Genomic DNA, 26,815 nt, shown 5'->3' with positions numbered 1-26,815 from the left:
CCGGGCGAGCGCCCGTAGCTATCTCTCATTCGGAAATTTCATAATGAAACCCTCGCTTTTTGTGGTGGGGCTGCCGCTTGTCGTCGGCGGCTGCACATCCACGCTTCCTCCCGACGTGGTGGCGTCTTCCGCCACGGTCGAACAGCCGTCGCCGCACCCGGCCGCATATCGGTCACCGGTCTCGGGCTTTGTCGCCAGGCAGCCCGTCGATCCGAAGCCGTGGCGTAGACAAAACGATCTGCAGTCTCCCGCGAAAGGAGACGCCTCATGATCGGCCTCCGAAAATTGACGTCCGTGCTGGCGTTCCCGTTGGTGCTGAGCGGTTGCGTCACGGGCGCTGAATATTCCAGCAAGCAAGCAGGGTTCGCTTCTGTTGCCGACAAGACCGCGATAGCGACGGCAAAGCAAACGGTTTGGATCCAGAACCAGAATCAGGCGCGCTCTGTCACTGCGGAGGTCAAAAATCTGCTCGCGCGACGGAAAACCCTCGATATCGAGACGGCGGTTCAGATCGCCCTGCTCAACAACAAGGGCCTTCAGGCTGCCTACGCCGATCTCGGCGACAGTGCGGCCGATGCCTGGCAGTCGACGATGTTCGTCAACCCGATAGTCTCGATCGGCGCGACAGGCATCGCCACGCCGGGATTGGAGGCCTTCAAGACCATCGAGGGGATGATCACGACGAACATCCTGGCGCTTGCGACGAGGAATCGTGACGTGGCGATCGCCGACACCCGCTTCCGCCGGGAGCAACTGACCGCTGCCGTAAAAACGCTACAGGTTGCCGCCGAGACGCGGCGCGCCTGGATCGGTGCGGTGGCCGCCTGGGAAAATGTCGCGCAGCTGCAGCGCGCCCAGGCGACGGCGGACGCCGCCTCCGAACTTGCGGAGAAACTTGGCGAGACCGGTGCGATGACCAAGGGCGCCCAGGCGCGTGAACATGTGTTCGTCGCCGAGCTCGCCGGGGAGACTGCAAAGGCGCGCCTCGCAGCTCGCCTTGCAAAGGAGGAACTCACACGGTTGATGGGTCTCTGGGGGGCCGACCTGGACTACCGGATTCCGAACAGCCTGCCGCCGCTGCCCAAGGCCGTCGTCAGACGCGATACGATCGAGGCCGAGGCTCTGAGGAACCGCATCGATCTTCAGGTCGCGAAGCTCGAGCTGGAGGCAACCGCAAGATCGTACAGGCTCACCGAAGCGACGCGTTATGTAACCGATCTCGAAATCCTGACGGGTTTCGAAACGGAACGGGAAATCGAGGACGAGGAGAAGACCACCAGAACCACAGGCCAAGTCGAGCTGGAGTTCGCGATCCCGATCTTCGACACCGGCAAGGCGCGGATGCGCAAGGCCGAGCTGGCCTATATGCGCGCGGCAAACCAGCTCGCGGAGAAGGCCGTCAACGTCCGTTCGGAAGCACGCTCCGCATACGAGGCGTACCGCTCGAACTACGACATCGCGCGGCACTACCGCAACAATGTCGTGCCGTTGCGCACCAAGGTCGAGGAAGAATCCCTGCTGACCTACAACGGCATGATCACCAACACCTTCGAGCTGCTCACCGACACGCGCGACAAGATCAACTCCATTCTGCTCTCCGTCAACGCCAAGCGCGATTTCTGGCTCGCCGAAGCCAACCTCGCGCCTGCGATCTACGGCGGCGGCGCGACCAACGCGTCGGCAGAGACCGAAGTCGCCGCTGCCTCGGGCAGCAGCGGCGGCGGCCATTGAGAAAGGAACCCACCATGTTCAACAGACGACAATTGTTCGGTGCGAGCGCAGCGCTGCTGGCGGCGGGCACATGGACGAAAACCTCGGCGATGGGGCTGCCCGACGCCCCGACAATGGAATCGGCGGACATGCAGCCGCCTCTGCACCCGACTTCCGGCCCGGACTATCAGCCGGTCGTCACCCTCAACGGCTGGACCCTGCCCCATCGGATGAACAACGGCGTCAAGGAGTTCCACCTCGTCGCCGAGCCGGTGGAACGCGAGATGGCCGACGGCATGACCGCTTATCTCTGGGGCTATAACGGCCAGTCTCCGGGTCCGACGATCGAGGCGGTCGAAGGCGACCGGGTGCGCATCTTCGTCACCAATAAGCTGCCGGAACACACGACGATCCACTGGCACGGCATGATCCTGCCGTCGGGCATGGACGGCATCGGCGGGCTGACGCAGCCGCACATCCCGGTTGGCAAGACCTATGTCTACGAGTTCGACCTCGTGAAATCAGGCACTTTCATGTACCACCCGCACTCCGACGAGATGGTGCAGATGGCGATGGGCATGATGGGCTTCTTCGTCGTCCATCCCAAGGACCCGACATTCATGCGGGTCGACCGCGACTTCGTCTTCCTGCTCAACGCCTACGACATCGATCCCGGCTCCTATGTGCCGCGTGTCATGGAAATGACCGATTTCAACATGTGGTGCTGGAACAGCCGCGTGTTTCCGGACATCAGTCCGCTCGTCGTTTCAAGGAACGACAGGGTGCGGGTGCGGGTCGGTAACCTAACGATGACGAACCATCCGATACATATGCATGGCTATGACTTCGAGGTGACATGCACCGATGGCGGCTGGGTGCGACCTGAAGCGCGGTGGCCGGAGGTGAGCGTCGACGTGCCGGTCGGCGCCATGCGCGCCTACGAGTTCGACGCCAAGTATCTCGGCGACTGGGCGATCCACTGCCACAAATCGCACCACACGATGAACGCCATGGGCCATGACATCCCGACCTTCATCGGCACTGATAAGTCGAAGGTTGCCGAGAAGATCAGGAAGCTTCAGCCGGACTACATGCCCATGGGCACCAAAGGCATGGCCGACATGGGCGAAATGGAAATGCCCATTCCCGAGAACACCGTCCCGATGATGACCGGCTGGGGGCCGCATGGCCCGATCGAGATGGGCGGCATGTTCTCGGTCGTGAAGGTCCGCGAAGGCATCGAAGCGGACGATTACTCGGATCCGGGCTGGTACGAGAACCCGCCCGGGACGCAGGCCTGGGAGTGGACCGGCGAGCTGCCGGACACGACCAAGGCCAAGGACGCGAAGACGCAAATCACGCCGAAGCCGACAAACGGCTGAGGCTCAATCTCCCACTTCAAAAGAAGGATTCACGCATGAAGAACTGTGTACTGGCACTGGCGCTCGCAGCGCTCGCAACTCCCGCCTTCGCCTCGGGCAACCATGCCGGTGGTCACGGCGAGAAAATGGCGGTCGGAGAGCCTGGCGACAAGGCTAAAGCGACGCAGACGATCCGCATCACAATGAAGGAAACCGACGACGGGAAAATGTTGTTCACGCCGGCGGTCTTCAACGTCCGTAAGGGGCAGACGGTCAAGATCGAGATCAAGAACGCCGGAACCGTCGACCACGAATTCGTGCTCGATCAGGAAGACAATATCCTGGAGCATAAGAAGGTAATGGAGAAGTTCCCGGAAATGGAACATGCGGACGCCAATTCGATCCGCCTTCCCGCCGGTCAATCCGGCGAGATCGTCTGGAAGTTCACGACCGATGGCGAGTTCAAGTTCGCCTGCCTGATCCCCGGCCACTATGAAGCCGGCATGCACGGCGACGTCAGCGTCGCCGGCAAGTAACCCTCGATAAAGGAGCCATGAGCATGAAATCCGCAATGATCAACATGGGCGTCGCCGCCCTCATCTCCGTCAGCGCCGCGTTCGGCGCCTTCGCCCAGGAATTCACCAAGGGCGTCGTCAACAAGGTGGACGCAAAAGCGCAGAAGGTCACCATCAAGCACGAGGACCTGAAAAACCTCGACATGCCGGCGATGACGATGGTGTTCCGCGTCGAAGACCCGGCTCTGCTGGAAAAGCTGAAGGCAGGCTCGAACATCGAGTTCGTTGCCGAACGCGTGAATGGCAAGCTCACCGTTACCGACGTAAAATAGCCGGCTCCTGCCGCCCGGACCCGTCCGGGCGGCAGGACATCGAGGAGTGGACGATGTACAGAAGAAGCTTCATCGCCGTGGCGGCGTCCGCGCTGGCGTTTCCTGGCGGATCGGTCCTCGCCGCCGCGCCGGCGAAGATGACGGTCTACAAGGATCCGAATTGCGGTTGCTGTCATGAATGGTCGAAAGCGATGGCCGCTGCGGGATTATCCGTCGATGCCCGCGACACCGACGACCTTGCCTCGGTCAAGGCGCGGCTGGGCGTGCCTGCCGACCTGGAGGGCTGCCACACCGCCGTCGTCGATGAATACTATATCGAGGGACACGTGCCACTGGAGGCCCTGCAGCGGCTGCTGCGGGAGCGGCCGCCGCTCCGAGGGCTCGCCGTGCCGGGGATGCCGCCCGGCTCGTTGGGAATGGGCGACGATCCGCAGGCCTCCTACGACGTCTACGCGATCCCCACGGGGTCCGGCGCGCCATACCTGTTCATGGAGGTCGGCTCCCGAAAGGGCTGAGACTTCGACCAATTGATCAGTGAGCCGCCGATCAGGAGACCGGAGCTTTGCAGAGCGCCGCCCAGAGATCGTGCTTCCAGTCGGCGCCCGGCCGCGCCGAAACGTAGACCCCATAGTCGGCGGAATTGATCCGCACCGTCGCGGGCGAAACGCAGCGCACGCTCGCCTTGTGCTGTCCCCCGTCGCGATAGAGCACGGCCCCAGCACCGTCGAATTCCGACAGGGTAATGACGACATCGAAATCAAAGGCAGAATCGTGGGAGACTGCGCTCTCCGCCAGACTGAGGGTGACCGACCGGCTGCCGCCGAACGAAGTTGTATGGAAGACCGCAAGCTCGGAAGCTGCCGACATCGATGCGGACTGTGCGATGAGAATCCAGGACAGAAGGAATCGGCGCATTTACCCCTCCCACGGAGAATGCGTCACGATCCTATCATATGCTTGGAGGCTCCGCGACCAATTGCGGAGCATCCGATTGGCATGGCTCGTGCGTCGAACTCCATCTGCCGAGCACACGCTCGAAATCTCTCGAGCATTGCGTCAGGGAAGTCCGGCCTTGCGGAAGCCGTCGACGAAATGCTGAAGCGTCGCGGGATCGCGGAAGGGCTCCGTCATCGCCCAGTGAGCTGTCGAAAAATCCGGGTTGGCGACGAGGAAGAGTGCGGTCTCCGCCCGCGCCTCGTCGAGCCGTCCGAGCTGTGCCAGACTTGCCGCCAGGAAACGACGGGAGCTTGTGCGATAGGTTTCGTGATGGTGCAGCGTCTCGACAGCGGCCTCATATTGCCCGGCTGCATATTGCGCCTGGCCGAGCGCCAGATAATACCAGCCCGCCGGAAAGGGATTCAGCCGGAACGCCTTGCGAACATGCTCGAGGCCTTCCTCAATCCGCCCGGCGAGGATCGTGATGTCGGATAATGCGGCAAAGGTGTCTGCTTCGTTCGGATCGAGTTCGATTGCCTTGGCGAATTGCGCATCCGCCTCGGCGAAATTGCGTTCATAGGCAAGCAGATAGGCGAGGACCCAGCGGCAGCCGGCATCATTGGGGTCGATCGCAACCGCCTTGCGTGCCAGTTGCAAAGCAATGCCGCGGTTCGATTCCGTCGGTCCGCCGCTATGGACCCATCCCATCCAGTGGTTCACGGCAAGCCAGCGATAGGCCTCGGCATAGTCCGGGTCGAGGGAGATTGCGCGTGTCAGCATCAGATGCGCTTCCTCAGCCGCCTGCGGGGCATCGTCCATCATCTTGCGCGCCCGCACGCAGAGATCGTAAGCCTCGATGTTCTTCGGCCGATTGCGCGGCGGCAGTGCTCGGAGCCTGCCGAGCAGCGCCTCGACGATCCTGCCCGTCACCTCGTCCTGAAGAGCGAAGATATCGTCCAGGCTGCGATCGAAACGTTCCGCCCAGAGGTGATCGCCGCTGACCGCGTCGATCAGCTTGGCGTTGATGCGCACGCGCCCGGCAGCGCGTCTTGCGCTGCCCTCCAGCAGATAGCGCACGCCGAGCTCCTCGGCGATCTCTCGCACGTCCATCGCCCTGCCCTTGTAAGCGAAGGCCGAGTTGCGGGCGATGACGAACAGGCCGGGCATTCTGGAGAGGTCGGTGATCAGGTCTTCGGTCAGCCCGTCCACGAAGGATTCCTGCTCTGGGTCGCTGCCGATATTCAGAAAGGGCAGGACAGCAATCGACGGCTTGTCAGGCAGCAGCAAGGTCTTTCGCTTCATGCCGCTCAGTCGATGCACGGCTCCCGTGAAGCGATAGCCAACGCGCGGAACCGTTGCAATCCATTCGCCGCCGCCGGTGGACGGGCCGAGCAGCTTGCGCAGCTGCGCGATCTGGACGGTGAGGTTGCCTTCCTCGACCGCGATGCCTGGCCAGGCCGCGTCCATCAGCTCGGCCTTGGCGACGATGTCGCCGGCTCGCCCGACAAGCGCCGCAAGCAGCTTCAGCCCGCGGTGGCTAACGGCAACGGGATCATCGTTCCGAAGGAGCGTTCCCGCATCCGGATCAAGCACGAATGGACCAAAGGCAAAGCGCGATCCCTGCATGAAGCGGATCTATAGTCCGTTTGGAAGTTTTTGAGAACGTTTTGGCGAGGCTTAATTACGCCGCTCCCCTTATTCCGCAGGATTTCATCCTCTTTCAGGCCAGGCTGCGCCCTTCAGACCATACCGACTGACGAGGATCTCAGCATGACGAGTGCAAGCACGACATCACCGCAAGAGGATCAGCTCCCACGGGCCGCGATGGCGGGCATCATTGCGACGGTCACGGTGTTTGCCGTGGCGCAGGGACTGACCTATCCGCTGCTGAGCTTTATCCTGGAACGGCAGGGGCTGACGTCAGGGCTCATCGGCCTGTCGGCAGCGATGACGCCGCTGGGTTTCATCTTATCGGCGCCCGTCATTCCGGCGCTTTCGCGACGCGTCGGCGGGGCGCGGCTTGCTATCCTCTGTTCGATCCTGGCCGCCCTCATCCTGGTTGCGATTGGCTGGATCCAGCACGCCTGGGTCTGGATGCCGCTGCGCTTCCTGCTCGGCTTCTTTGCCAATCCTCTCTACGTCATCAGCGAAACCTGGCTGATCTCGATCACGCCGGCGGCGCGCCGTGGCCGGATCATGGGCCTCTATTCATCGATCGTTTCGGCTGGTTTCGCCATCGGCCCGCTATCCCTCGGCGTCGTCGGCACGGAAAGTTGGCCGCCCTTCATCATCGGCGTTACGGCCTTTCTTGCCTGCGGCCTGATCGTGCTTGCCGTTGCTTCCCGCCTGCCTGACATGCCTCGCGAAGGCGAGGCAATGTCGGTCGGTGGCTTCTTCGCATTGGCGCCGCTGCTGCTCTTTGCGGTTTTCGCGGCAGCCGCCTTCGAGCAGATCCTGCTTTCGCTGTTCGCGGTCTATGGCGCAGCCCTCGGCAGCGCCGAGGCGCGCATTGCTTCGCTCATCACCTGTTTCGTCGCCGGCAATGCGATGCTGCAGGTCCTGCTCGGGCGCGCGGCCGAACGGTTCGGTGCGACGCGGACGATGTTATTCTGCGTCCTGGCTTGCCTCACCGGCTGCCTGCTGCTGGCGCCGCTTTTTACCACATGGCTCATCTGGCCGCTGGTATTCGTCTGGGGCGGCGTCTCGTTCGGGCTTTACACCACGTCACTGATCCAGCTCGGCGAGCGTTTCACCGGCCGGACCCTGATCGCCGGTAACGCGGCCTTCGCCTTCACATGGGGCATTGGCGGCATGGCGGCCTCACCAGCTGCCGGATCGGCAATGCAGCTGATCGGGCATCACGGGCTCACACTATCACTCGGACTGCTCAGCACTGTCCTCTCGATACTCCTCGTCTTAGATCTGAGGATGACGCGGTAATACTCTGAATACGCGTTATTTTTCTGCGATCCGATTCCGTTTATCCCCCTGCCCTTGAATAGGCGCATTCCCGCAATATATAAAGTGTTATATAACAATTAATCGAAATGGCGGGATGGGCATGGTCGAAGATGTGGTCCGAACGCTCGGCTTTCTATGTCTGGGCAGCCGGCTGCGGCGCATCGGCGAACGATTGCAGGCCGATACCCAGCACATCATCGACGAGGCCGCGCTCGGCATTCAAGCCGGTCAGTATCCGTTCCTGGCGGCCATCGACCGGACCGGGCCGCTGACGATCGGCGAGCTCGCCCAGTCGGTGGGCATCACCCAACCCGGCACGACCCGGACGATCGGCCAGCTTCTCGAACTCGGCTTCGTCGACATGCGGCCGGCACCGGACGATCAGCGCCGCAGACTGGTGTCGCTGACCGACAAGGGGCAGGAGCTTGTCAATTATTCGAAGGCGACGATCTGGCCGCGCGTCGCGGCTGCCGTCGCGGATCTCTGCGCCGATCTCGACGGACCGATCCTCGAACAGCTCGCCGCCATCGAGGACGGGCTTGCGGAGGTGCCGCTCAAACGCCGGCGCACCGCTGCCGCACCGCGCGTCCTCTCAGACGCCCAAGAGGAGGAAGGATGATGAAACATGTGCTCGACCGGCCGATCTGGAGCGCTCTGCAGACCGCGCATGCCGATCTCGCCGAAGGCGGCAAATACGCGCGGCGATACCCGCCCTCCATCGCCCCCTTCGCCGCCTCTGCCGACGACACGCCGGAAAGCCTCGATGCCCTGGAGAAGCTGCCGTCGCGGGAGGAGCGCATGTTTCTCGTCGAGGCTGGACCAATCGCGGTTCCGCCGGGTCTTGCCATAATCATGGAAGCATCGGTGACCCAGATGGTTGCCGAGCGGCCTCACAAGACAATTTCCGACTCCCGCATCCAGCCGCTGACGGAGGCTGATGCCGCCGATATGCTTGACTTGGCAATCTTGACCAAACCAGGCCCGTTCACCTTGCGCGCCCAGAGCCTTGGCCGCTTCTGGGGGATAAGGCATGAGGGTCGTTTGGTGGCGATGGCCGGTCAGCGCATGCGACAGCCGGGCTTTATCGAGCTCAGCGGGCTTTGCACCGATCCCGCTTTCCAAGGACGCGGCCTCGGCACCTTGCTATTCCGCTTCGTTGCCGGCGAAATCGCATCCAGCGGCGACGTGGCCTATCTGCATGCCTATGCAGCGAACACATCGGCCATTGCGCTCTACAAGGCCCAAGGCTTCGTGGTTCGGTCGGAAATGAACATGCGCGTGGTCAAACGTCGCCCCTAATCGCTGCCCTGCGCGATCGTCGCAGCGCAGTGTCAGATCACTGTCATCGAAACCCGTTAAAGCGCCCGCAACGAATTGGATTGATGCGAGGCGCTTTCGATGGCGACATTGCAGCAGGTCGCTTTCAGGGCAGGATGTTCGCTGGCGACCGCGAGCAGAGTTCTCAACCGCAACGGGCCAGCCAGCGATCTGATGGTGCGCAAGGTGCGCCGGGCTGCCGCGGAACTCGGCTATCACTTCGCCGGCCGGCTCGGACGCAGGCCGGTGGTCGGCGTTTTAATTCCAAGCATCACCAATCCGGTCTTTGCCTCATCGCTGTCGAGCATTCAGAACCGCATGCTCGTCGCCGGCCACGGCGTATTGATCGCCCAATCGAATTACGATCTGGCTCGCGAGGCCGATGCCGTCGCCGCACTGCTGAACGACCGGCCGACCGGTTTGATCCTTACCGTCTGCGACCCGACAACGAGCGAAGCGCTGCTTGCGAGGCTGCCGCCGACAGTGCTTCTCAACAATCTGCCGACGGCGCGGTTTCCGGCGGCCGTCACCGCCGACAATCGCAGTGCCGGCCGCGAGATCACGGCCTTCCTGATAGGCATGGGACATCGGCACATACTGTTTCTCTCCGGCAATTTCGCAGCCTCCGACCGCGCTCGCCTTCGCTATCAGGGCTATCTCGACGCCATGGCCGAGAACGGCCTGACGCCGCATGATGCGATCCAGATCTCCTTCGTCGGCGGCTACGACCAGCTCGATCTCAGCACGGCGATGAATTCGCTTTCGCCGACGGCGATCATCGCGTCCAATGATCTCCTTGCCCTCGGCGTTATCGGCGCGCTGAAACGCGAGGGGCTGTCGGTACCCGGCGATGTTTCGGTCGCCGGTTTCGACGGCATCGCCATCGGCCGGCTGATCGATCCGCCGCTGACGACGGTCGAGATGCCGGATGCCAGCATGGGGGCGACGGCCGCCTCGCTGCTTCTCGATATGGCGGAGAATGCCGCCCCTGCCCGCCATCTCGATGTCGCCTATAAGCTTCGCCGTGGCGGCACGGTGCGCGCCATCTGAAGCGCTTAGCAAGGAAAAGGCCACCGCGTGTTTGACGCGGTCGCCCCCTGCCCTGTGTCTGACAAGGAAGGCGATCAGCTGCGCGGCAGCATGCCCTCGACATCGGCGGCAGCATCGTCAAGCGCTTCCTTCGGTTCAGCGGACTGGTCGACGATGCGCGAGAGGTTGTCGACGATCGTCTGCGTGACCTTGACCCCGTTGGAGCCGGGGAAGGCATACCAAGGGATCATCACCGGCATCTGGCTGAGGCCAGCCTGGAACAACGGGTTCTGCTTGTAGAAATCGCCGAGATATTCGGGCGACTTGGCGGCAAGCTCGTTGTTCGGGACATAACCAGTGCCCGGCACGACGACCGAGGCGCCGTAGGGGCCGGCAGCGAATTTGGCGAACTTCCAGGCGGCGTCCTGCTTGGCAGCGTCATGCGTCAGGATGACAACGGCGTTACCCCCTGTGGGAAGACGGCCGTTCACCGGATCGATCAGCGGGATCTTGGCGGTGCGCAGATCGAACTTGTTACCGACATTCTTGATCGTGTTGCGCAAGGCGCCCGTCGTCTGGAATTCGAAACCGACCTTGCCGGCGGCAAAAGCCTGTTCACCGGCAGGCTTGGTGAAGACAGGCATGCCGCCTTCGGTGACCAGGCGATGCAGGACCTCGACGGCCTTCTGGCCTTCCGGACCGTTGAAGGCGACCTTGCTTTCGTCATCGCTCAGCATCTTGCCGCCGGCGCCGAAGAGCAGCGCGGAAAACATCCAGTCGTCGCCCTGCCAGCGGAAATCGATACCGTCGACACCATTGCCGCGCGCCTTGATCTTGCCGCCGAGCGCGATGACCTCATCCCAGGTCTTCGGCGGATTGTCCGGATCGCCGCCGGCCGCCTTCACGAGATCGGCATTGTAATACATGATCGGATTGGAGGTGGCGAAAGCGAGACCGACCTGCTTGCCCTTGACCTGGGCAAGCTTGAGGATGGTGTCGGAGAAGCCCTGCTCGGCCATGTTGCCGTCCTTCTGAACGAGCGGACCGAGATCGACGGCGACGTCGCGTTCGTCGAGCATGCGCAGGCGGTTGAGGCCTATGAAGGTGATATCGGGCATTTCGCTGGTGCCGACCTGACGAAGGATAGTCTGGATGCCTTCTTCATAGGTTGCCGAAGGGCTGGCGAACTGGATCTTGATATCGGGGTTTTCTGCCATGAACTTCTTCGAGATCGTGTCCATCACGTCCTTGAAGAAGCCCGGCATCGGGTAATGAACCGTCAGCGTCATCTCGGCATGCGCGGGAAGCGCGATTGCCAAGGATATGGCCGCTGCGGCGAGAAGCTGGGTGATATGTTTCATCGCTCGTTCTCCTGGGTTGAAGCCGGTCAGCCTTTGAGACCGGTCATGGTGATACCCTCGACGAAACGCTTCTGCGCAAGCAGGAAGGCGGCAACGAGGGGAAGGGTAATGATGAGGGTCGCGGCCATCAGCGCGCCGTAATCGTCGCCGGCCTCGGCGGCGCGGAAATACATCAGCCCGAGTGGCGGCGTGGCGTAGTCCTGCTTGCTGATGACGACCAGCGGCCAGTAGAGATCGTTCCAATGCGCGACGACCGAGAAGATGGCGAAGGCAGTAACGGCCGGCCAGGCATTCGGCACGATGACGCGGGAAACGATGCCAAGTTCCGACATGCCGTCGAGACGCGCGGCATGGATGAGATCATCCGGCATGGCGCGGAAGAACTGCAGGAACATGAAGATCGCGAAGACCGAAATGGTGAAGGGCGCAACAAGGGCGGCGTAGCCGTTCAGCAGCGAGGCGCGGCCGAAGGCGACATAGAGCGGCAAGGCAGTCGCATGGATCGGCACCAACAGGCCGAGCATGACCAGCACCATCATGGCCCGGGCGGCGCCGAAGCGCAGCTTCGCCATGGCATAGGCGCAAGGGATCGCCACCAGCACCTGGAAGAAGAAGATCAGCCCACAGACGACGACGCCGTTCCACAGGAGCCGCGCCATCGGCACCCGGATCAGCGCCTTGGCAAAGTTCTCCGCATAGGTGAGATGCGCCGGGATCAGCGACAGCGACGAGGTGAAAATATCGCTCTGGGCCTTGCCCGCCGCCGAAATCATGAAGACATAGGGCGAGAGGAAAATGATCGCGCCGAGCGAAAGCAGCGTCAGGCGGATGATCCGGCCGAGAGAAAAAGCGCCCGTCATGTGTAATGCACCCGCCGATCGAGGATGCGGTACTGCAGGAACATCAGCACCACGAGGATCAGGAGAAAGACGACGGTCATCGCCGAGGCGTAGCCGACGCGCAGGTAGACGAAACCTTCCTGGTAGATCGTAAAGATCAGCACCTCCGACGCCTTGTTCGGGCCGCCTTCCGTCAGCGTCTTGACCGTCTCGAAGACCTTCACAGCGTTGGTGATGCTGATCGTGATGACGAAGAGCGTGGTCGGTCCGAGCATCGGCCAGGTGACGAGCAGAAAGCGATCGAGGGCGGATCTGGCGCCATCCACTTCGGCTGCCGCATAAAGCTCGCGCGGGATCGCGGTGAGCCCGGCCAGGAACAGCACCATGTTGAAGCCGGCCGACTGCCAGACGCCGATGATCGAGAGGCTGTAAAGCACCGTGCCGGTGCTGCCCAGCCAGTTCGGACCGGGCAATCCCGCCAATGCAAGAAGTGCGTTGATGGGTCCGATCGTCGGATGAAACATATATTGCCAGACAGTTGCCATAGCGACGATCAGTGAGGCGACCGGCAGGAAATAAGCGGTGCGGAAGAAGCTGCGCGCCGCCGTTTCGCTCTCGATCAGCATGGCGATACCGAGGCCGAGAAGGATTGAGACGGGCGCGACGATTGCCGTATAGACCGTCGTATTCCACAGCGACTTGCGGAAAGTACGGTCGGTGATCAGATGCGCGTAATTCTCGAAGCCGACGAAGCGGAACTTGCCGTAACCGAGTTCGAAGTCGGTAAAGCCGAGGAAGATGACAGCCGCGACCGGCAAAAGCACGAAGAGGAAAAGGAGAACGATCGCCGGCAGCACCAGCATCCAGGCGATGCGGGCCTCGCTGCGCCGATGCGCAACGGCGGGATCGCCAACTACGCCCACGGAAACGACGCTAGCCATGCGCCCTCTCCCGCGCGATATCGCCTGCGGCGAGCCCACTGCCGGCCTCCGCTCGAGCAGCCAGCCGGCTGCCGTTCTCGGCGAAGGCCATCGTCCGGCCCGTAGCAAGCCGCAGCCCGACCGGATCGCCGGCGGCGAGGCCTGCAGCTTCCGGCGGCTGAACCTTGGCGATTACGGTCTCTCCGATCGCATCGAGGCGGCAATAGAGGATGACCTCCGATCCCAGGAACTCGATGCGCTCGATCCGGGCGGCAAGCCCGTCCTGGCGGTTGCGGTCGAGAGAGACGAACTCGGGGCGAATGGCGAGCGTGACCGACATCTTGCCGGCAGGCGGCTTTTTCAGCGTCAGCCGCAGGTCGCCAAAGGAAATCACACCGTCTTCGGCTTCCGCCGGCAATTGATTGATGCGCGGCTGGCCGATGAAGCGGGCGACCTCGATATGGGCGGGATCGTCATAGATGACCTCAGGGCTTGCAATCTGCAGCAACCGGCCGCCCATCATCACAGCGACGCGATCCGCCATCGACAGCGCTTCCGCCTGATCATGGGTGACGTAGAGCGTCGGCACACCGGCGCGGCGATGAAGGTCGACGATCTCGCCACGGGCATGAACGCGCAGGTTGGCGTCGAGGTTGGACAGCGGCTCGTCCATCAGGAAGACGCTCGGCCGGCGCACCATGGCGCGAGCGAGCGCCACACGCTGACGCTGGCCGCCGGACATCTGACCGGGCTTGCGGTCGAGCAAGTGTTCGATCTTGAGTGATGTCGCCATTTCCCCAACGTCGCGGGCGATTGCCGCGCAGGTGGCGCGCTGGCCCGGCATCAACGAGCCTATGAAGGGCAGCCGCTGCGTCGTCGACAGCCGGCGCATCGCCAAGGGCACGGCGATGTTTTCAAAGGCCGTCAGATGCGGATAAAGGGCGTAGGATTGAAAAACCATCGCGATGTTGCGGTCGGCGGCTGCCACGCCGGACATATCTTTCCCGCCGATCAAGATCTCGCCCCGGTCGGCGTGGTCAAGGCCGGCAAGCACGCGCAGGAGCGTGCTCTTGCCGCAGCCGGAGGGCCCCACCAGCGCGATGAATTCGCCGGCGCCGACATCGAGGCTGACGCCATTGAGGATCTGGTTGCCAGCAAAAGACTTGGTGATGCCGCGAAGCGAAAGCGCGCTCATTCCACCGGTTCCCGCTGCTTGACCGCCTGGGGATAGACCTCGTGGACGACGTCGTCGAGCACATGCGCTGTCATGCCGGGCACGGCGACGATCGCGCTTGCGACCGACGTATCGAACTCGTGGACGACGGCGCCGATCAGGCGCTCGCCCGGCATTTGCCGTTCCATCTTATCGATGATAAAGGCAGCCGAAGGGCCCCAGGTCAGCTGGGTATTGTCGACACGACCCTGCCAGGCCCAGTGAAGGTGGCCGCTGGCAAACAGCGCCACGTCATGGGCCGATATCAGATCATAAAGCCGCCGGCGCTGAGCCGGGCGAACGCTCCAGTAGCCGGTATCGCCTTCATCGGGCGCATCGACGAACAGCGGCTTATGCGCGAACAGCGCCACGCGCCGCCCTGCCCTATCTTCGAGCGCCTTGGCAAGCCACTCGAACTGCGCCTCCTCCTCATCATCTTCATGGCCGAGAAGCAGCGAATTCAATCCGACGAAGCGCCAGCCGGCCGCATCCTCCAGCCAGCGATCGTCACCGGCAAGGCTGCGCCAGCGGGCGAGCCGCTCGGCATTGACGGGCTGGTCCGAACCCTTGAGGTGCCCGACATCATGATTGCCGGGAACGATCAGCATCGGGATCGATACCTGGCGCATGAGATCCATCGAGAAGATGATGTCCTCGTCCTTGTCGGCGCCGTCGACGGTGAGATCACCGGTATGGACGATCAGATCGGCGTCGGTCTCTTCGATCCAGCTCAAGAGCGGTGCCCAGTTGCCGTTGAAATGCGGCTTGCCGGGGCTGAAATGCGTGTCGGTGATCTGAAGGATTTTCATGGGGCGCGTCTCCGAGAACCTCGGAAGCGTCTCCCGGACGCTCCCTTCTCGGGGCCTCTCTAGAGGGCTCCCATGTCAATCAGACATCTGCGGTTTTCAGCTGTTTTTCAGTTTTGACATCAATCTGTCACACAGCCGCAGGCCGCCTCCCGAACTGGGAGCCGGCCCATCTGCTGATTGGGTGGGGATCAGTGCCGCGGCGCGTTCGCGGGGATGGACGATACCGTCGCCGAAACGGGGTCGCTTGCGGGGAAGGTGTCTTCGAGACCTTCGTTCAGCTCCTCTTCCAGCGTTTCGCTGTCGTGGGTGGAACGCGCGCTCGGCTGGCCGATGAGACCCTTGCTGCCTTCGTCGAAGTTGCCGTTGCTCAAGGCATCATACCGGTTGATGCTGCCGTCCGGGTTGCGGCCGGGAAAGGCCGTCAGCTGAACCATCATCACCTTGGCGTGGTCGAGCGCCGTCGAACTGTCTAGTTCGCCATGAGAATTGTCGATTTTGACGGCAATCGACTCTCCTCCCTCGCCCAGAAATTCCACCGTGAAGAAGTTGCCGGACTGTGTCACGCGCGTATCGATCAACTGCATGGGAACCTCCTGTGTTCATGCCAAACCAACGGCGATCAGCATCAGGAGTTCCACGACAACGCCACTTCAACGCGATGCGTGGCGCGCCGAGGGTTTAGATCCGCTGATAAACTCGGCCGGCATTTATGGTTAATTTATTAATAATTCGGCACTTATCATTGGAACCATGCGGCCTTTCCGAGTGTTGTTGCTGCGCCGTGGAGGAACCTCGATGATACTGAAAATCCTTGCGCCAAAGATCGACGCCGATTGCCATGATACCGGCACCTATCCCGACGGAATCTTCGCCGAAAACCGCATCGACCTTTCATCGCGCCGCGACGACCGCCGTCGCTCGCCGCATGAACGCGATTACGGCGCCGACAGAAAACTGGAAAAACTGCCGCTCGGCTTCGTCTAAGCAGCCATAACCTCCTCTTGCCGGCCGGATGATCCCGGCCACATTCTCCTTTGACGCCACTCGCGCAGGTCAGGAGAAGCCTTTGCCCTGGATCGCCTACATCGCCCATTTCATCGCCGCGGCCTTTCTGGCCAACGGCATCCCGCATTTCGTCAACGGCGTCAGCGGCCGGCCCTTCCGCACCCCATTCGCCAATCCAAGTTCGCCGACGGTGAATGTCATATGGGGCTGGGCCAACTTCCTCATCGCCTTCCTGCTCTTTGCCAATATTGGGCCGCTTTATATCGGCACTCCGGGCGATACGATTTTCGCCGCGGCCGGCATGCTGGTCACCGGCATCTTGCTCGCCCGCTTTTTCGAAGGCAGCGCCAGATAGTAGCTTGCATGATGATAGTCACTCCTGTAGTGACATCTGCCATGCAGCGGACTAGTTTCGGCCAATTCAAATGCCCGGCGGCGCGCGCGCTCGACAGCGTCGGCGACTGGTGGAGCATCCTGATTGTGCGCGACGCCTTCCAGGGGCTGTCGCGCTTCGACCAGTTTCAGAAAAGTCTCGGCGTGGCCCCGAACATTCTGACGCGGCGGCTAAAACATCTGACGGACCAGGGCCTGTTCGAACGACGGCTCTACCAACAGCGCCCTGCCCGCTACGAATATGTGCTGACCGAGAAGGGCCGCGATTTCTTTCCGGTGTTAATGGCGCTGTTTTCCTGGGGGAGCCGGCACATTCCGGAAGAGGATCTCGCCTTTCTGCTCAGCGACGCCGCTTCCGGCAAAGTGCGCGAGACGGTGCTTGTGGACGCACGGACCGGCGAAGAAGTAACGCCCGAAAACACCAGCCTGCTCGCTGGACCAGCCGCCGATGACGAGGTGCGTGCGCGGATCGCCCGCATGCGCGCCTGGTATCTCGGTATCGACGCATAGAGAGGAAAATACCATGGATCGCATCGTTGTCACCGGCATGGGACTTGTCTCGCCACTCGGCACCGGCGTCGAACCTGCCTGGAAACGTCTCGTCGACGGCGCCTCCGGTCTCAGGGTGCTGCCGGACGATGTTGTCGGCGAGCTCTCGGCCAAGGTAGGCGGTGTCGTTCCCGGCATCGCCGAGGACGCGCAGGCCGGCTTCGATCCCGACCGCTCGATCACGCCGAAAGACCAGAAGAAGATGGATCGCTTCATCCAGTTCGCGATGGCGGCGACGGAGGAAGCGGTGAAGCAGGCCGGCTGGATGCCGACCGACGAAGGCAGCCGTGAACGCACCGCAACGATCATCGCTTCGGGCGTCGGCGGCTTTCCTGCAATCGCCGAAGCGGTGCGGATCGGCGAGAGGCGGGGCGTTCGGCGGCTATCACCCTTTACCGTGCCCTCCTTCCTCGTCAACCTCGCCGCCGGCCAAGTCAGCATCCGCTATGGTTTCAAGGGGCCGCTCGGCGCGCCGGTGACGGCCTGTGCCGCCAGCGTTCAGGCGATCGGTGATGCGGCGCGGCTGATCCGCTCCGGCGAAGCCGATGTGGCGATCTGCGGCGGTGCCGAGGCCTGCATCGACAAGGTTAGCCTCGGCGGCTTTGCCGCCGCGCGTGCGCTGTCCACCGGCTTCAACGAGACGCCGGAACTGGCTTCGCGGCCCTTCGACACGGCACGCGACGGTTTCGTCATGGGCGAAGGCGCCGGCATCCTGGTCATCGAAACGCTCAACCACGCGCTGGCCCGCGGGGCGACACCACTTGCCGAACTCGTCGGCTACGGCACGGCGGCGGATGCCTACCACATGACCGCAGGTCCCGAAGATGGCGACGGCGCGCGCCGGGCGATGGTGGCGGCACTCAGGCAGGCGAAGATTCCGGCCTCCGAGGTCAGGCACCTCAACGCGCACGCGACGTCGACACCGGTCGGTGACAGAGGCGAGATCGCCGCGATCGGGACGGTCTTCGGCCGCAATGGCGCCATTGCCGTCAGCGCGACGAAGTCGGCGACAGGCCATTTGCTCGGCGCGGCGGGCGGGTTGGAAGCAATCTTCACCATTCTTGCGCTGCGCGACCAGATCGCGCCGCCGACCCGCAACCTCAACGAAGCCGATCCGGCCGCCGACGGCATCGACATCGTCGGCAAGACGGCGCGGCCGCTTGCCATGGACTATGCCATCACCAACGGCTTCGGCTTCGGCGGCGTCAATGCCAGCGCCCTCTTCCGGCGCTGGTCGTAAAGTCCGTTTTCCTTGTGCTGAAATTCGCTTACACTTCCGCTCTATCGGGGGCTCGCTCCCCGATGGAGCCGGAGATCAATCCATGCGCGCCTTTCTCGCAGTTCTCATTCTGTGTGCCGCGTCCGCCCTCTCTCCTCTCTCGGCCCATGCCGAAGATCCGATCGACACCACGCGAACGATGATCGAGGAACAGATCAAAGCCTTCCTCAAGGACGATGCCGAAACCGCCTATTCCTTCGCCGCCCCCGGCATCAAGGCGATGTACCCCGACAAGAACCTGTTCTTCGCCATGGTGAAGAAGAGCTACGAACCGGTCTATCATCCCGGCAATTACGCCTTCGGCCGCAGCCGCTCGATCGATAACGGCGCGCTGATCTACCACGAAGTTCTGATCTCAGGACGCGATGGCAAGGACTGGACGGCGATCTACCAGGTCACGCGCCAGCCCGACGGCAGCTACCGGATCAACGGCGTTCAGATCATGCCGGATGCGGACAGCAAAGGAATTTGATCAAACTGCGTTCGGCCGATCAAACGGGCTCGAGATCACCCCTCGCCCATTCCTCCATCGTTTCCGCCATGAAATCGGCGAAGCGGCCTTCGGCGATCGCCTTGCGGATGCCCTGCATCAGTTCCTGATAATAAGCGAGATTGTGCCAGGAGAGCAGCATGCCGCCGAGGGCTTCGTTGGCGCGGACGAGATGGTGGAGATAGGCGCGCGAATAATCGCGCGAAGCCGGACAACTGGATTGTTCGTCGAGCGGGCGCATATCCTCGGCATGGCGGGCATTGCGGATATTGACCTTGCCGCGGCGGGTGAAGGCCAGGCCATGGCGTCCGGAGCGGGTCGGCATGACGCAGTCGAACATGTCGATGCCACGGGCGACGGATTTGAGGATATCGTCAGGCGTGCCGACGCCCATCAAGTAACGCGGCTTTTCCACGGGCAGGACCGGAAGCGTCTCTCTCAGCATGTTCAGCATCACGTCCTGCGGCTCGCCGACCGCGAGACCGCCAACGGCGTAGCCCTTGAGGTCGAGCTTGGTGAGTTCCTCGGCCGAACGGATGCGCAGGGCCGGAATATCGCCGCCCTGAACGATGCCGAACATCGCCTTGCCCGGCTGCTCGCCGAAGGCCACCTTGCAGCGCTCGGCCCAGCGCAGCGACATTTCCATGGCGCGCTCGATCTCCTTCGGTTCGGCCGGCAGCGCCACGCATTCGTCGAGCTGCATCTGGATGTCGGAGCCGAGCAGCCCTTGGATCTCGATCGAGCGCTCCGGCGACATATGATGCAGGCTGCCGTCGACATGCGACTTGAACGTGACACCCTGCTCGTCGAGCTTGCGCAGGCCGGAGAGCGACATGACCTGGAAGCCGCCTGAATCCGTCAGGATGGGATGTTCCCAGCGGATCAGCTTGTGCAGGCCGCCGAGGCGGGCGACGCGCTCCGCTGTGGGGCGGAGCATCAAGTGATAGGTATTGCCGAGGATGATGTCCGCGCCGGTCTCCCGCACCTGATCGAGATACATGGCCTTGACGGTGCCGACTGTACCGACCGGCATGAAGGCCGGCGTGCGGATCGCGCCGCGCGGCATGGAAATCTCACCGAGACGGGCACCGGCATCGGTCTTCTCGAGCGTGAATTGGAAGTTCTCTGTCATCTAGTCTTTCCGGAAAAGAAGGCTCGCGTCGCCGTAGGAGTAGAAGCGGTAGCCAGTGGAAATCGCGTGTTCATAGGCGGCATGCATGGTTTCGAAGCCTCCGAAGGCCGAGACCAACATGAACAGCGTTGAGCGCGGCAGGTGGAAATTGGTCATCAGCATGTCGACCGCCTTAAAACGGTAACCGGGGGTGATGAAGATCCCAGTGGCGCCGGCCCAGGGTTTGATCTCTCCGCTTTCCCCGGCGGCGCTCTCGATCAGCCGCAGCGAGGTGGTACCGACGCAGACGATACGCCCGCCTCTTTCCCGCACGGCATTCAAGCGCGCGGCGACATCGGCGCTGACATAGCCGCTTTCGAGATGCATTTTGTGATCGTCGGTATCATCAGCCTTAACAGGCAGGAAAGTGCCGGCGCCGACATGCAGCGTGACGAAATGACGTTCGATGCCGGCCCTGTCGAGCGCTTCGAACAGGCCAGGCGTGAAATGCAGGCCGGCGGTGGGGGCTGCAACGGCGCCTTCCTCGCGGGCATAGATCGTCTGGTAGTCGGCCCGGTCGCGCTCGTCCTCGGGGCGCTTGGCGGCGATATAGGGCGGCAGCGGAATATGGCCGACGGCGGCGATCGCCTCGTCGAGCACCGGACCGGAAAGATCGAAGGCGAGCGTCACTTCGCCCGCTTCGCCTTTTTCCTCCACCGTCGCATCGAGCGAGCCGATCATGCAGCTCTCGCCGCTGTGGCCGAAGGCGATGCGATCGCCTTCCTTGATGCGCTTGCCCGGTTTGGCGAATGCTTTCCAACGGCTGGGACCGACGCGCATGTGCAGCGTGGCCGAGACCTGCTGACCGCCGGCGCCGTCGCGATGGCGGATGCCCTCGAGCTGGGCGGGGATGACCTTCGTGTCGTTGAAGACGAGCGCGTCGCCGGCGCGCAGAAATGACGGCAGATCCGAAACGCGATGGTCCGACAGTGCGATTGCCGCTTTTGCATCCACGACGAGCAGGCGTGCGCTGTCGCGCGGCTCGGCGGGCCGCAGGGCGATGCGCTCCTCGGGCAGATCGAAATCGAAAAGATCAACGCGCATAAGTGTACTTTCAGGCAAAGCGAAACCCGCCCCGCGCTCTCGCGCAAGGGCGGGTTTCAGCAGAAATCACAATCAGACGTCGGCGGCAACCCGCATGGAAACGATCGAGTCCGGATCGGAGACGGGCTCGCCGCGCTTGATCTTATCAACATTGTCCATGCCTTCGATCACCTGGCCCCAGACGGAATACTGCTTGTTCAGCCACGGAGCGTCGGTGAAGCAGATGAAGAACTGCGAATTGGCCGAGTTCGGGTTCTGCGAACGCGCCATCGAGCAGGTGCCGCGCACATGCGGCGTCGCCGAGAACTCCGCCTTCAGGTCCGGCTTGGCGGAGCCGCCCATGCCGGCGCGGCCGGGATTGAAGGTTTCCGAACCCTTCTTGCCATATTCGACATCGCCCGTCTGAGCCATGAAATCCTGGATGACGCGGTGGAAAACGACGCCGTCATAGGCCTTCTCGCGGGCGAGTTCCTTGATGCGGACGACGTGCTCCGGGGCGACCTGCGGCAGCAGCTGAATGACTACTTTGCCCTTGGTGGTTTCCAGGATAACGGTGTTTTCGGGATCCTTGATCTCGGCCATTGTCTTCTCCTCTTTCTTTCTCTCGTAACCTACTTCTTGCCCAGGGTGACCTTGATCATCCGGTCGGGATTGCTGACTTCGCCATTCTGGCCTTCGCCGCGCTTGATTTTGTCTACGTTCTCCATGCCGGACACGACCTTGCCGACAACGGTGTACTGGCCGTTGAGGAAGGAACCGTCGGCAAACATGATGAAGAACTGCGAATTGGCGGAATTCGGATCCTGCGAGCGGGCCATGCCGACGGTGCCGCGCACGAACGGTGTCTTGGAGAACTCAGCCGGGATATCGGGCATGTCGGAGGAGCCGGTGCCGGCGAGGCTGGCATCGAAGCCCTTCTCCATGTTGCCGTATTTGACGTCGCCGGTCTGGGCCATGAAGCCGTCGATGACGCGGTGGAAGGCGACGTTGTCATATTCGCCCTTCTTGGCAAGCGCCTCGATCTGGGCGACATGTTTCGGCGCTACATCCGGCATCAGCTGGATCACCACCGGGCCGTTCTTCAGCTGAATGGTGAGATAATGATCGGCCGACTGGGCCAACGCATCCCCCGCGAAGGAGGCGAGATACAGCACGCCGGCAAATGCGAGATAGAAGAGTTTCATGTGAGCTCCGTTGCGGCGTTATCCGCCTAGGCTTTTGCGCTTGCTAGTTTGGGCGCTTGGATGTGAGGGCTTGCAGGACTGCGGCCGGGACGAAAGCGCTGACATCGCCGCCCATTGCGGCGATCTGGCGGACCAATGTGGCGGTAATGGGCCGCGACGCCGTGCCGGCCGGCAAAAAGATGGTCTGGATATCGGGCGCCATCGTTCGGTTCATGCCGGCCATCTGCATTTCATAATCAAGGTCCGTGCCATCGCGGAGGCCGCGGATCAGAAGCGTGGCGCCATGGGCACGGGCGGCGTCGACGACCAGATTGTCGAAGGCAACGACGGTGATGTTGCCGGTCTTGCCGGGCAAGACTTCGGCCAGCGACAGGCGGATCAGCTCGGCTCTCTCTTCGAACGAAAAGAGCGGCGCCTTGCCGGGATGGATGCCGATCGCGACGATGACTTTTTCGGCGACGTTCAGCGCCTGGACCAGAACATCCACATGTCCGTTGGTGATCGGGTCGAAGGACCCAGGATAAAAAGCTGTCGTCATCTGGCCCGGCCATTCGTTTGACGCCTTTTGTCACGGATGCAGACTTGTCGCAAGTGATTTACCGGGCCGCGCCGCACGGCTGAACAGCGGATGAACATGCCATTCAAGGCCGTTTCAGACGGGATCTGCTTAACTCGGATCATCAATGCAGCCGATGCCATTCCGTCAGCCGGCGCGCCCCGAAAGACCTGGATCCATGCTGATCGTGCTCGTCGCGTTTGCCGTCACTTTCTCCCTCGCCGCCGAGCTGGCCTATGGCTATTTCGCCGATCGCCACGAGGTGAACTGGGTGCGGCCGGAGCTTGCCGAACATGCGGCGATCGTGCGTGCTCAAGGCCGGCTGCGCGGAATGAAGGCCGGCTGCGCCAGGAGAAACGGTCTTCGAATCTGAACGCCAGATGAACGAGACATTCAAGGAGGCTTCAGACCGCCATTGCTAAACACCCCCTCAACATCCGACGGAACCATTCTTAAACGGATGCGTTCACTCAACCGACACAGAAATGCGTCAAAGCGCGGCAGGAAGGACTAATAATGCCCGGCAAGATTACGATGATTAACGTGCTCTGGATGGTTATGGTCACGGGCATGCTCACCGCAACTGTCGCTCTTTATGATCAGAAGGTCGATACCTCCAAGGTTTATGGCCCCTATGCCTCGGCCCGCACGGCCGTACTGGGCCAGTACTGAGGAGCGAGTACGCAACTCCCCAGGAAAGGAATGCCTATGTTCACGATCTTGACAGTGCTAACCGCCCTCATCAGCGTCATGTTCATCGTGTCTGTGGCCTCGACGATATCAGCGCTGCGGCGCGAAGGCGAAGAGGTGAAGGCGCTGAACGAAAAGCATAGCGCGTTCTGACATTCCTCTCTTCCCCTCCCATGAGCGGCACCCTTTCGCCGCCTGGGCTTTTCAAAGCCGGATGCAATCAGCGTCCGGCTTTTTTCTTGGGCAATGAGCCGGCTTGAGCCAACAGAGTGCTTCAGCTTGGAAGCAACGCTCTAACAGAAAAAGGGCGGCTTGAAGCCGCCCAGTTCATTCGATCATTCCTCGGCAGCACCGCCCGGATCGCCATCGGCGACAGGTGTTTCATCGGCGCCAGCGGTACCTTCGGCCGCGTCGACCGCCCCTTCCGTCTCATCATCCTCCGGCTCGCTGATGCGCTCGACCGAGACGACCTTCTCGTCCTTGGCCGTCGAGAAGATGGTGACGCCCTTTGTGGCGCGGCTGGCGATGCGGATGCCGCCGACCGGCACTCGGATCAGCTGGCCGCCGTCGGAGACCAGCATGATCTGATCGCCGTCATCAACCGGGAAGGCCGCCACCAGCTCGCCGATCTCTCCGGTTTTCGACGTATCGGTGGCGCGGATGCCCTTGCCGCCGCGGCCGGAGATGCGGAAGTCGTAGGAGGAAGAGCGCTTGCCGAAGCCCTTTTCGGAAACGGTGAGCACGAATTGCTCGCGTGCCCTGAGCTCTTCATAACGCTCGTCGGAAAGCTGCCCCTCTTCTGTAACTTCTTCGCCAACGAGAGCGATGTCCTCTTCATCAACGCCTATCGCCCGGCGTTCGGCGGCGGAGCGCTTGAGGTAGGCGGCACGTTCCCATGGCTCGGCATCAACATGGCCGACGATCGTCATCGAGATGATGCGGTCGCCGTCGCCGAGATTGATGCCGCGCACGCCGATCGAGTTGCGGCCGGCAAAGACACGAACGTCGTCGACGGAGAAGCGGATGCACTGGCCAAGCGCCGTGGTCAGGAGAACGTCATCCCGATCAGTGCAGGTCTCGACGGAGAGGATTTCATCGCCCTCCTCCTCGAGCTTCATGGCGATCTTGCCGTTGCGGTTGACCTGGACGAAGTCCGACAGCTTGTTGCGGCGAACCGTGCCGCGTGTCGTCGAGAACATGACGTCGAGATTATCCCAGCTCGCCTCGTCCTCCGGCAAAGGCAGGATGGTGGTGATGCGTTCGCCGGGTTCGAGCGGCAGCATGTTGATCAGCGCTTTGCCGCGCGAGGTCGGAGTGCCGATCGGCAGGCGCCAGACCTTCTCCTTGTAGACGATTCCGCGCGACGAGAAGAACAGAACCGGCGTATGGGTATTGACGACGAATAGCCGACTAACGAAATCCTCGTCGCGGGTGGTCATGCCGGAGCGGCCCTTGCCGCCGCGGCGCTGGGCCCGGTAGGTGGTCAGCGGCACGCGCTTGATGTAGCCGAGATGCGAGACGGTGACGACCATGTCTTCGCGGGCGATCAGATCCTCGTCGTCCATTTCGAGGCCGCCATCGACGATCTCGGTGCGGCGCGGCGTGCCGAACTCGTCGCGGACGGCTGATAGTTCGTCCTTGACGATCGTCTGGATGCGCACGCGCGAGGAAAGAATATCCAGGTAGTCCCGGATCTCCTCGCCTATCTTATTGAGTTCATCACCGATTTCGTCGCGACCAAGTGCTGTCAGACGGGCAAGGCGCAGCTCGAGGATGGCCCGCGCCTGCTCTTCGGAGAGGTTGTAGGTCAGGTCGTCGTTGATGCGATGGCGAGGATCGTCGATCAGGCGGATCAGGCTTTCGACATCTTCGGCCGGCCAGCGACGCGTCATCAGCTCTTCGCGGGCCGACTGCGGATCGGGCGCCTGTCGGATGACGCGGATGACTTCATCGATATTGGCAACGGCGATTGCGAGACCGACCAACACGTGGGCGCGCTCGCGCGCCTTTCGTAGCAGGAATTTCGTTCTCCGGCTAACGACTTCTTCGCGGAAGGAGACGAAGGCACGCAGCATGTCGAGCAGCGTCAGCTGCTCCGGCTTGCCGCCGTTCAGCGCCACCATGTTGCAGCCGAAGGAGGTCTGCAATGGCGTATAGCGGTAGAGCTGGTTGAGGATGACCTCGGCATTGGCGTCGCGCTTCAGCTCGATGACGACGCGATAGCCCTGGCGGTCGGATTCGTCGCGCAGGTCCGAGATGCCTTCGATGCGCTTTTCGCGCACGAGCTCGGCCATCTTCTCGATCATCGTCGCCTTGTTCACCTGGTATGGAATTTCGGTGATGATGATCTGCTCGCGGTCGCCGCGCATCGGCTCGATGGTGGCGACGCCGCGCATGATGACGGAACCGCGTCCGGTCTCGTAAGCCGAGCGGATGCCGGCGCGGCCGAGGATCTTGGCGCCCGTCGGGAAGTCGGGGCCGGGAATGATCTGCATCAGTTCCGGCAGCTCGATCGCCGGATCGTTGATCAGCGCAATGCAGCCGTCGATGACTTCGGACAGGTTGTGCGGCGGAATATTGGTGGCCATGCCGACAGCGATGCCGCCGGCGCCGTTAACGAGCAGGTTCGGGAACTTGGCGGGAACGACGACCGGCTCGGAGAGCGTGCCGTCATAGTTGTCGCGGAAGTCGACGGTTTCCTTGTCGAGATCGTCGAGCAGCGAATGGGCAGCCTTCTCCAGGCGGCACTCGGTGTATCGTTCGGCCGCCGGCGGATCGCCGTCGACCGAGCCGAAGTTGCCCTGACCGTCGATCAGTGGCAGGCGCAGCGACCAGGGCTGCGCCATGCGGGCAAGCGCGTCGTAAATCGCGGCGTTGCCGTGCGGATGGTATTTACCCATCACGTCGCCGGTAACGCGGGCGCATTTGACGTATTTCTTGTTCCAGTCGATGCCGAGCTCGGACATGCCGTAAAGGATGCGCCTGTGCACGGGCTTCAGGCCGTCGCGCACGTCGGGCAACGCGCGGCTGACGATGACGCTCATGGCGTAATCGAGATACGACCGCTGCATTTCCTCCATGATGGAGATGGGCTCGATGCCTGGCGGGAGCTTCCCGCCGCCGGGGGGTGTTTGCTCAGTCAAAACAGATC

31 protein-coding genes and 1 pseudogene are annotated in these 26,815 nt (G+C 62.3%); 18 read left to right on the top strand and 14 right to left on the bottom strand.

Annotated elements, in window-relative coordinates:
- The first annotated feature begins 43 nt into the window (after positions 1-43).
- The 6 genes from FHT70_RS17315 to FHT70_RS17290 are packed head-to-tail and all read left to right on the top strand — an operon-like array spanning position 44 to position 4,433.
- Positions 44-271 (top strand): hypothetical protein, encoded by a 228-nt coding sequence (locus FHT70_RS17315; protein WP_183703370.1) that lies wholly within the window; start codon positions 44-46, stop codon positions 269-271.
- Positions 268-1,731, top strand: a complete 1,464-nt coding sequence (locus tag FHT70_RS17310; protein WP_183703367.1) for a TolC family protein — start codon at positions 268-270, stop codon at positions 1,729-1,731. The genes FHT70_RS17315 and FHT70_RS17310 overlap by 4 nt, the downstream gene beginning before the upstream one ends.
- A gap of 14 nt (positions 1,732-1,745) precedes the next feature.
- Entirely contained in the window at positions 1,746-3,092 is a 1,347-nt protein-coding gene (locus FHT70_RS17305) for a copper oxidase (RefSeq protein WP_183703365.1), read from the top strand.
- Positions 3,093-3,127: 35 nt separating this feature from the next.
- The gene (locus FHT70_RS17300; RefSeq protein WP_183703362.1) at positions 3,128-3,607 is read left to right on the top strand and encodes a plastocyanin/azurin family copper-binding protein; all 480 of its coding nucleotides are present in this window, start codon (positions 3,128-3,130) and stop codon (positions 3,605-3,607) included.
- Positions 3,608-3,630: 23 nt separating this feature from the next.
- The gene (locus FHT70_RS17295; protein ID WP_183703359.1) at positions 3,631-3,918 is read left to right on the top strand and encodes a copper-binding protein; all 288 of its coding nucleotides are present in this window, start codon (positions 3,631-3,633) and stop codon (positions 3,916-3,918) included.
- Between the two features lie 53 nt (positions 3,919-3,971).
- Positions 3,972-4,433, top strand: coding sequence for a DUF411 domain-containing protein (locus FHT70_RS17290; protein ID WP_183703356.1), 462 nt, complete (start codon positions 3,972-3,974; stop codon positions 4,431-4,433).
- A 31-nt stretch (positions 4,434-4,464) separates the two neighbouring features.
- Here FHT70_RS17290 and FHT70_RS17285 read toward each other — a convergent pair whose 3' ends face one another.
- On the bottom strand, positions 4,465-4,833 hold the full coding sequence (locus FHT70_RS17285; protein WP_183703353.1) for a hypothetical protein: 369 nt from the start codon (positions 4,831-4,833) through the stop codon (positions 4,465-4,467).
- A gap of 141 nt (positions 4,834-4,974) precedes the next feature.
- Positions 4,975-6,480 carry a winged helix-turn-helix domain-containing tetratricopeptide repeat protein gene (locus FHT70_RS17280; protein WP_183703350.1) on the bottom strand — a complete coding sequence of 502 codons (1,506 nt, stop codon included), beginning with the start codon at positions 6,478-6,480 and terminating at the stop codon, positions 4,975-4,977.
- Positions 6,481-6,624: 144 nt separating this feature from the next.
- Here FHT70_RS17280 and FHT70_RS17275 point away from each other — a divergent pair, with 144 nt between their 5' ends.
- From FHT70_RS17275 to FHT70_RS17260, 4 genes are all read left to right on the top strand, one after another.
- On the top strand, positions 6,625-7,794 hold the full coding sequence (locus FHT70_RS17275; RefSeq protein ID WP_183703347.1) for an MFS transporter: 1,170 nt from the start codon (positions 6,625-6,627) through the stop codon (positions 7,792-7,794).
- A 121-nt stretch (positions 7,795-7,915) separates the two neighbouring features.
- Positions 7,916-8,434 carry a MarR family transcriptional regulator gene (locus FHT70_RS17270; RefSeq protein ID WP_183703344.1) on the top strand — a complete coding sequence of 173 codons (519 nt, stop codon included), beginning with the start codon at positions 7,916-7,918 and terminating at the stop codon, positions 8,432-8,434.
- Positions 8,434-9,114, top strand: coding sequence for a GNAT family N-acetyltransferase (locus tag FHT70_RS17265; RefSeq protein ID WP_183703385.1), 681 nt, complete (start codon positions 8,434-8,436; stop codon positions 9,112-9,114). The genes FHT70_RS17270 and FHT70_RS17265 overlap by 1 nt, the downstream gene beginning before the upstream one ends.
- Before the next feature lie 99 nt (positions 9,115-9,213).
- Entirely contained in the window at positions 9,214-10,182 is a 969-nt protein-coding gene (locus tag FHT70_RS17260; RefSeq protein WP_183703341.1) for a substrate-binding domain-containing protein, read from the top strand.
- 74 nt (positions 10,183-10,256) lie between these two features.
- Here the strand turns inward: FHT70_RS17260 and FHT70_RS17255 are convergent, their stop codons facing one another.
- The 6 genes from FHT70_RS17255 to FHT70_RS17230 all read right to left on the bottom strand — a co-directional run bounded on the left by FHT70_RS17255 (position 10,257) and on the right by FHT70_RS17230 (position 15,887).
- Complete coding sequence (locus FHT70_RS17255) at positions 10,257-11,522, bottom strand: ABC transporter substrate-binding protein (protein ID WP_183703338.1); 1,266 nt, start codon at positions 11,520-11,522, stop codon at positions 10,257-10,259.
- 26 nt (positions 11,523-11,548) lie between these two features.
- Entirely contained in the window at positions 11,549-12,382 is an 834-nt protein-coding gene (locus FHT70_RS17250; RefSeq protein ID WP_183703335.1) for a carbohydrate ABC transporter permease, read from the bottom strand.
- Positions 12,379-13,302, bottom strand: coding sequence for a sugar ABC transporter permease (locus FHT70_RS17245; RefSeq protein ID WP_183703332.1), 924 nt, complete (start codon positions 13,300-13,302; stop codon positions 12,379-12,381). Before FHT70_RS17245 ends, FHT70_RS17250 begins: the two co-directional genes overlap by 4 nt.
- Positions 13,295-14,476 (bottom strand): ABC transporter ATP-binding protein, encoded by a 1,182-nt coding sequence (locus FHT70_RS17240; RefSeq protein ID WP_183703329.1) that lies wholly within the window; start codon positions 14,474-14,476, stop codon positions 13,295-13,297. Before FHT70_RS17240 ends, FHT70_RS17245 begins: the two co-directional genes overlap by 8 nt.
- Positions 14,473-15,303 carry a metallophosphoesterase gene (locus FHT70_RS17235; protein ID WP_183703327.1) on the bottom strand — a complete coding sequence of 277 codons (831 nt, stop codon included), beginning with the start codon at positions 15,301-15,303 and terminating at the stop codon, positions 14,473-14,475. Before FHT70_RS17235 ends, FHT70_RS17240 begins: the two co-directional genes overlap by 4 nt.
- Positions 15,304-15,491: 188 nt before the next feature.
- On the bottom strand, positions 15,492-15,887 hold the full coding sequence (locus FHT70_RS17230) for a hypothetical protein (protein ID WP_097601101.1): 396 nt from the start codon (positions 15,885-15,887) through the stop codon (positions 15,492-15,494).
- Between the two features lie 211 nt (positions 15,888-16,098).
- On the opposite strand from FHT70_RS17230, the gene FHT70_RS17225 reads away from it, so the two are divergent.
- The 5 genes from FHT70_RS17225 (at position 16,099) to FHT70_RS17205 (ending at position 19,001) form a co-directional block, all read left to right on the top strand.
- The gene (locus FHT70_RS17225) at positions 16,099-16,287 is read left to right on the top strand and encodes a hypothetical protein (protein ID WP_183703324.1); all 189 of its coding nucleotides are present in this window, start codon (positions 16,099-16,101) and stop codon (positions 16,285-16,287) included.
- 82 nt (positions 16,288-16,369) lie between these two features.
- Positions 16,370-16,663, top strand: a complete 294-nt coding sequence (locus tag FHT70_RS17220; protein ID WP_183703322.1) for a hypothetical protein — start codon at positions 16,370-16,372, stop codon at positions 16,661-16,663.
- A 41-nt stretch (positions 16,664-16,704) separates the two neighbouring features.
- Positions 16,705-17,211 (top strand): helix-turn-helix domain-containing protein, encoded by a 507-nt coding sequence (locus tag FHT70_RS17215; RefSeq protein WP_183703319.1) that lies wholly within the window; start codon positions 16,705-16,707, stop codon positions 17,209-17,211.
- A 13-nt stretch (positions 17,212-17,224) separates the two neighbouring features.
- The gene (gene fabF, locus FHT70_RS17210; protein ID WP_183703316.1) at positions 17,225-18,490 is read left to right on the top strand and encodes a beta-ketoacyl-ACP synthase II; all 1,266 of its coding nucleotides are present in this window, start codon (positions 17,225-17,227) and stop codon (positions 18,488-18,490) included.
- Between the two features lie 82 nt (positions 18,491-18,572).
- A complete protein-coding gene (locus FHT70_RS17205; protein WP_085778173.1) occupies positions 18,573-19,001 on the top strand; it encodes a DUF4864 domain-containing protein in 429 nt (142 codons plus the stop codon).
- A gap of 19 nt (positions 19,002-19,020) precedes the next feature.
- On the opposite strand, the gene tgt is transcribed toward FHT70_RS17205, so the two are convergent.
- The 5 genes from tgt to coaD all read right to left on the bottom strand — a co-directional run bounded on the left by tgt (position 19,021) and on the right by coaD (position 22,956).
- Entirely contained in the window at positions 19,021-20,151 is a 1,131-nt protein-coding gene (gene tgt / locus FHT70_RS17200) for a tRNA guanosine(34) transglycosylase Tgt (RefSeq protein ID WP_097601106.1), read from the bottom strand.
- Positions 20,152-21,234 (bottom strand): tRNA preQ1(34) S-adenosylmethionine ribosyltransferase-isomerase QueA, encoded by a 1,083-nt coding sequence (gene queA, locus FHT70_RS17195; protein WP_183703313.1) that lies wholly within the window; start codon positions 21,232-21,234, stop codon positions 20,152-20,154.
- Between the two features lie 72 nt (positions 21,235-21,306).
- On the bottom strand, positions 21,307-21,816 hold the full coding sequence (locus FHT70_RS17190; protein WP_085778170.1) for a peptidylprolyl isomerase: 510 nt from the start codon (positions 21,814-21,816) through the stop codon (positions 21,307-21,309).
- A 29-nt stretch (positions 21,817-21,845) separates the two neighbouring features.
- Positions 21,846-22,418 carry a peptidylprolyl isomerase gene (locus tag FHT70_RS17185; protein ID WP_183703310.1) on the bottom strand — a complete coding sequence of 191 codons (573 nt, stop codon included), beginning with the start codon at positions 22,416-22,418 and terminating at the stop codon, positions 21,846-21,848.
- 43 nt (positions 22,419-22,461) lie between these two features.
- A complete protein-coding gene (coaD, locus tag FHT70_RS17180) occupies positions 22,462-22,956 on the bottom strand; it encodes a pantetheine-phosphate adenylyltransferase (protein ID WP_097601109.1) in 495 nt (164 codons plus the stop codon).
- A gap of 90 nt (positions 22,957-23,046) precedes the next feature.
- Here coaD and FHT70_RS17175 point away from each other — a divergent pair.
- The 3 genes and pseudogenes from FHT70_RS17175 to FHT70_RS30600 all read left to right on the top strand — a co-directional run bounded on the left by FHT70_RS17175 (position 23,047) and on the right by FHT70_RS30600 (position 23,817).
- Positions 23,047-23,347, top strand: a pseudogene (locus FHT70_RS17175) (hypothetical protein).
- Between the two features lie 143 nt (positions 23,348-23,490).
- Positions 23,491-23,646, top strand: a complete 156-nt coding sequence (locus FHT70_RS17170) for a hypothetical protein (RefSeq protein ID WP_003539654.1) — start codon at positions 23,491-23,493, stop codon at positions 23,644-23,646.
- Between the two features lie 36 nt (positions 23,647-23,682).
- A complete protein-coding gene (locus FHT70_RS30600; RefSeq protein WP_010056528.1) occupies positions 23,683-23,817 on the top strand; it encodes a hypothetical protein in 135 nt (44 codons plus the stop codon).
- A 182-nt stretch (positions 23,818-23,999) separates the two neighbouring features.
- Here FHT70_RS30600 and gyrA read toward each other — a convergent pair whose 3' ends face one another.
- Entirely contained in the window at positions 24,000-26,807 is a 2,808-nt protein-coding gene (gene gyrA / locus FHT70_RS17165; protein WP_183703308.1) for a DNA gyrase subunit A, read from the bottom strand.
- Positions 26,808-26,815: the final 8 nt, after the last annotated feature.

It is taken from the genome of Rhizobium sp. BK049, assembly GCF_014193135.1.
Classification (GTDB): domain Bacteria; phylum Pseudomonadota; class Alphaproteobacteria; order Rhizobiales; family Rhizobiaceae; genus Rhizobium.
Note: the sequence above shows the minus strand (reverse complement) of the source record. Positions and strands in the feature narration are given on the sequence as shown.

Excerpts from the sequence above, each read along its gene's own strand:
- tgt (WP_097601106.1), bottom strand. The coding sequence starts at position 20,151 with ATGACAGAGAACTTCCAATTCACGCTCGAGAAGACCGATGCCGGTGCC.
- FHT70_RS17245 (WP_183703332.1), bottom strand. The coding sequence starts at position 13,302 with ATGGCTAGCGTCGTTTCCGTGGGCGTAGTTGGCGATCCCGCCGTTGCG.
- FHT70_RS17215 (WP_183703319.1), top strand. The coding sequence starts at position 16,705 with ATGCAGCGGACTAGTTTCGGCCAATTCAAATGCCCGGCGGCGCGCGCG.
- FHT70_RS17240 (WP_183703329.1), bottom strand. The coding sequence starts at position 14,476 with ATGAGCGCGCTTTCGCTTCGCGGCATCACCAAGTCTTTTGCTGGCAAC.
- FHT70_RS17205 (WP_085778173.1), top strand. The coding sequence starts at position 18,573 with ATGCGCGCCTTTCTCGCAGTTCTCATTCTGTGTGCCGCGTCCGCCCTC.
- FHT70_RS17265 (WP_183703385.1), top strand. The coding sequence starts at position 8,434 with ATGAAACATGTGCTCGACCGGCCGATCTGGAGCGCTCTGCAGACCGCG.
- FHT70_RS17260 (WP_183703341.1), top strand. The coding sequence starts at position 9,214 with ATGGCGACATTGCAGCAGGTCGCTTTCAGGGCAGGATGTTCGCTGGCG.
- fabF (WP_183703316.1), top strand. The coding sequence starts at position 17,225 with ATGGATCGCATCGTTGTCACCGGCATGGGACTTGTCTCGCCACTCGGC.
- FHT70_RS17295 (WP_183703359.1), top strand. The coding sequence starts at position 3,631 with ATGAAATCCGCAATGATCAACATGGGCGTCGCCGCCCTCATCTCCGTC.
- coaD (WP_097601109.1), bottom strand. The coding sequence starts at position 22,956 with ATGACGACAGCTTTTTATCCTGGGTCCTTCGACCCGATCACCAACGGA.
- FHT70_RS17305 (WP_183703365.1), top strand. The coding sequence starts at position 1,746 with ATGTTCAACAGACGACAATTGTTCGGTGCGAGCGCAGCGCTGCTGGCG.
- FHT70_RS17230 (WP_097601101.1), bottom strand. The coding sequence starts at position 15,887 with ATGCAGTTGATCGATACGCGCGTGACACAGTCCGGCAACTTCTTCACG.
- FHT70_RS17250 (WP_183703335.1), bottom strand. The coding sequence starts at position 12,382 with ATGACGGGCGCTTTTTCTCTCGGCCGGATCATCCGCCTGACGCTGCTT.
- FHT70_RS17255 (WP_183703338.1), bottom strand. The coding sequence starts at position 11,522 with ATGAAACATATCACCCAGCTTCTCGCCGCAGCGGCCATATCCTTGGCA.
- FHT70_RS17225 (WP_183703324.1), top strand. The coding sequence starts at position 16,099 with ATGATACTGAAAATCCTTGCGCCAAAGATCGACGCCGATTGCCATGAT.
- FHT70_RS17235 (WP_183703327.1), bottom strand. The coding sequence starts at position 15,303 with ATGAAAATCCTTCAGATCACCGACACGCATTTCAGCCCCGGCAAGCCG.
- FHT70_RS17190 (WP_085778170.1), bottom strand. The coding sequence starts at position 21,816 with ATGGCCGAGATCAAGGATCCCGAAAACACCGTTATCCTGGAAACCACC.
- FHT70_RS17290 (WP_183703356.1), top strand. The coding sequence starts at position 3,972 with ATGTACAGAAGAAGCTTCATCGCCGTGGCGGCGTCCGCGCTGGCGTTT.
- FHT70_RS17185 (WP_183703310.1), bottom strand. The coding sequence starts at position 22,418 with ATGAAACTCTTCTATCTCGCATTTGCCGGCGTGCTGTATCTCGCCTCC.
- FHT70_RS17170 (WP_003539654.1), top strand. The coding sequence starts at position 23,491 with ATGCCCGGCAAGATTACGATGATTAACGTGCTCTGGATGGTTATGGTC.
- FHT70_RS17270 (WP_183703344.1), top strand. The coding sequence starts at position 7,916 with ATGGTCGAAGATGTGGTCCGAACGCTCGGCTTTCTATGTCTGGGCAGC.
- FHT70_RS30600 (WP_010056528.1), top strand. The coding sequence starts at position 23,683 with ATGTTCACGATCTTGACAGTGCTAACCGCCCTCATCAGCGTCATGTTC.
- FHT70_RS17275 (WP_183703347.1), top strand. The coding sequence starts at position 6,625 with ATGACGAGTGCAAGCACGACATCACCGCAAGAGGATCAGCTCCCACGG.
- FHT70_RS17280 (WP_183703350.1), bottom strand. The coding sequence starts at position 6,480 with ATGCAGGGATCGCGCTTTGCCTTTGGTCCATTCGTGCTTGATCCGGAT.
- FHT70_RS17300 (WP_183703362.1), top strand. The coding sequence starts at position 3,128 with ATGAAGAACTGTGTACTGGCACTGGCGCTCGCAGCGCTCGCAACTCCC.
- FHT70_RS17310 (WP_183703367.1), top strand. The coding sequence starts at position 268 with ATGATCGGCCTCCGAAAATTGACGTCCGTGCTGGCGTTCCCGTTGGTG.
- FHT70_RS17285 (WP_183703353.1), bottom strand. The coding sequence starts at position 4,833 with ATGCGCCGATTCCTTCTGTCCTGGATTCTCATCGCACAGTCCGCATCG.
- FHT70_RS17315 (WP_183703370.1), top strand. The coding sequence starts at position 44 with ATGAAACCCTCGCTTTTTGTGGTGGGGCTGCCGCTTGTCGTCGGCGGC.
- queA (WP_183703313.1), bottom strand. The coding sequence starts at position 21,234 with ATGCGCGTTGATCTTTTCGATTTCGATCTGCCCGAGGAGCGCATCGCC.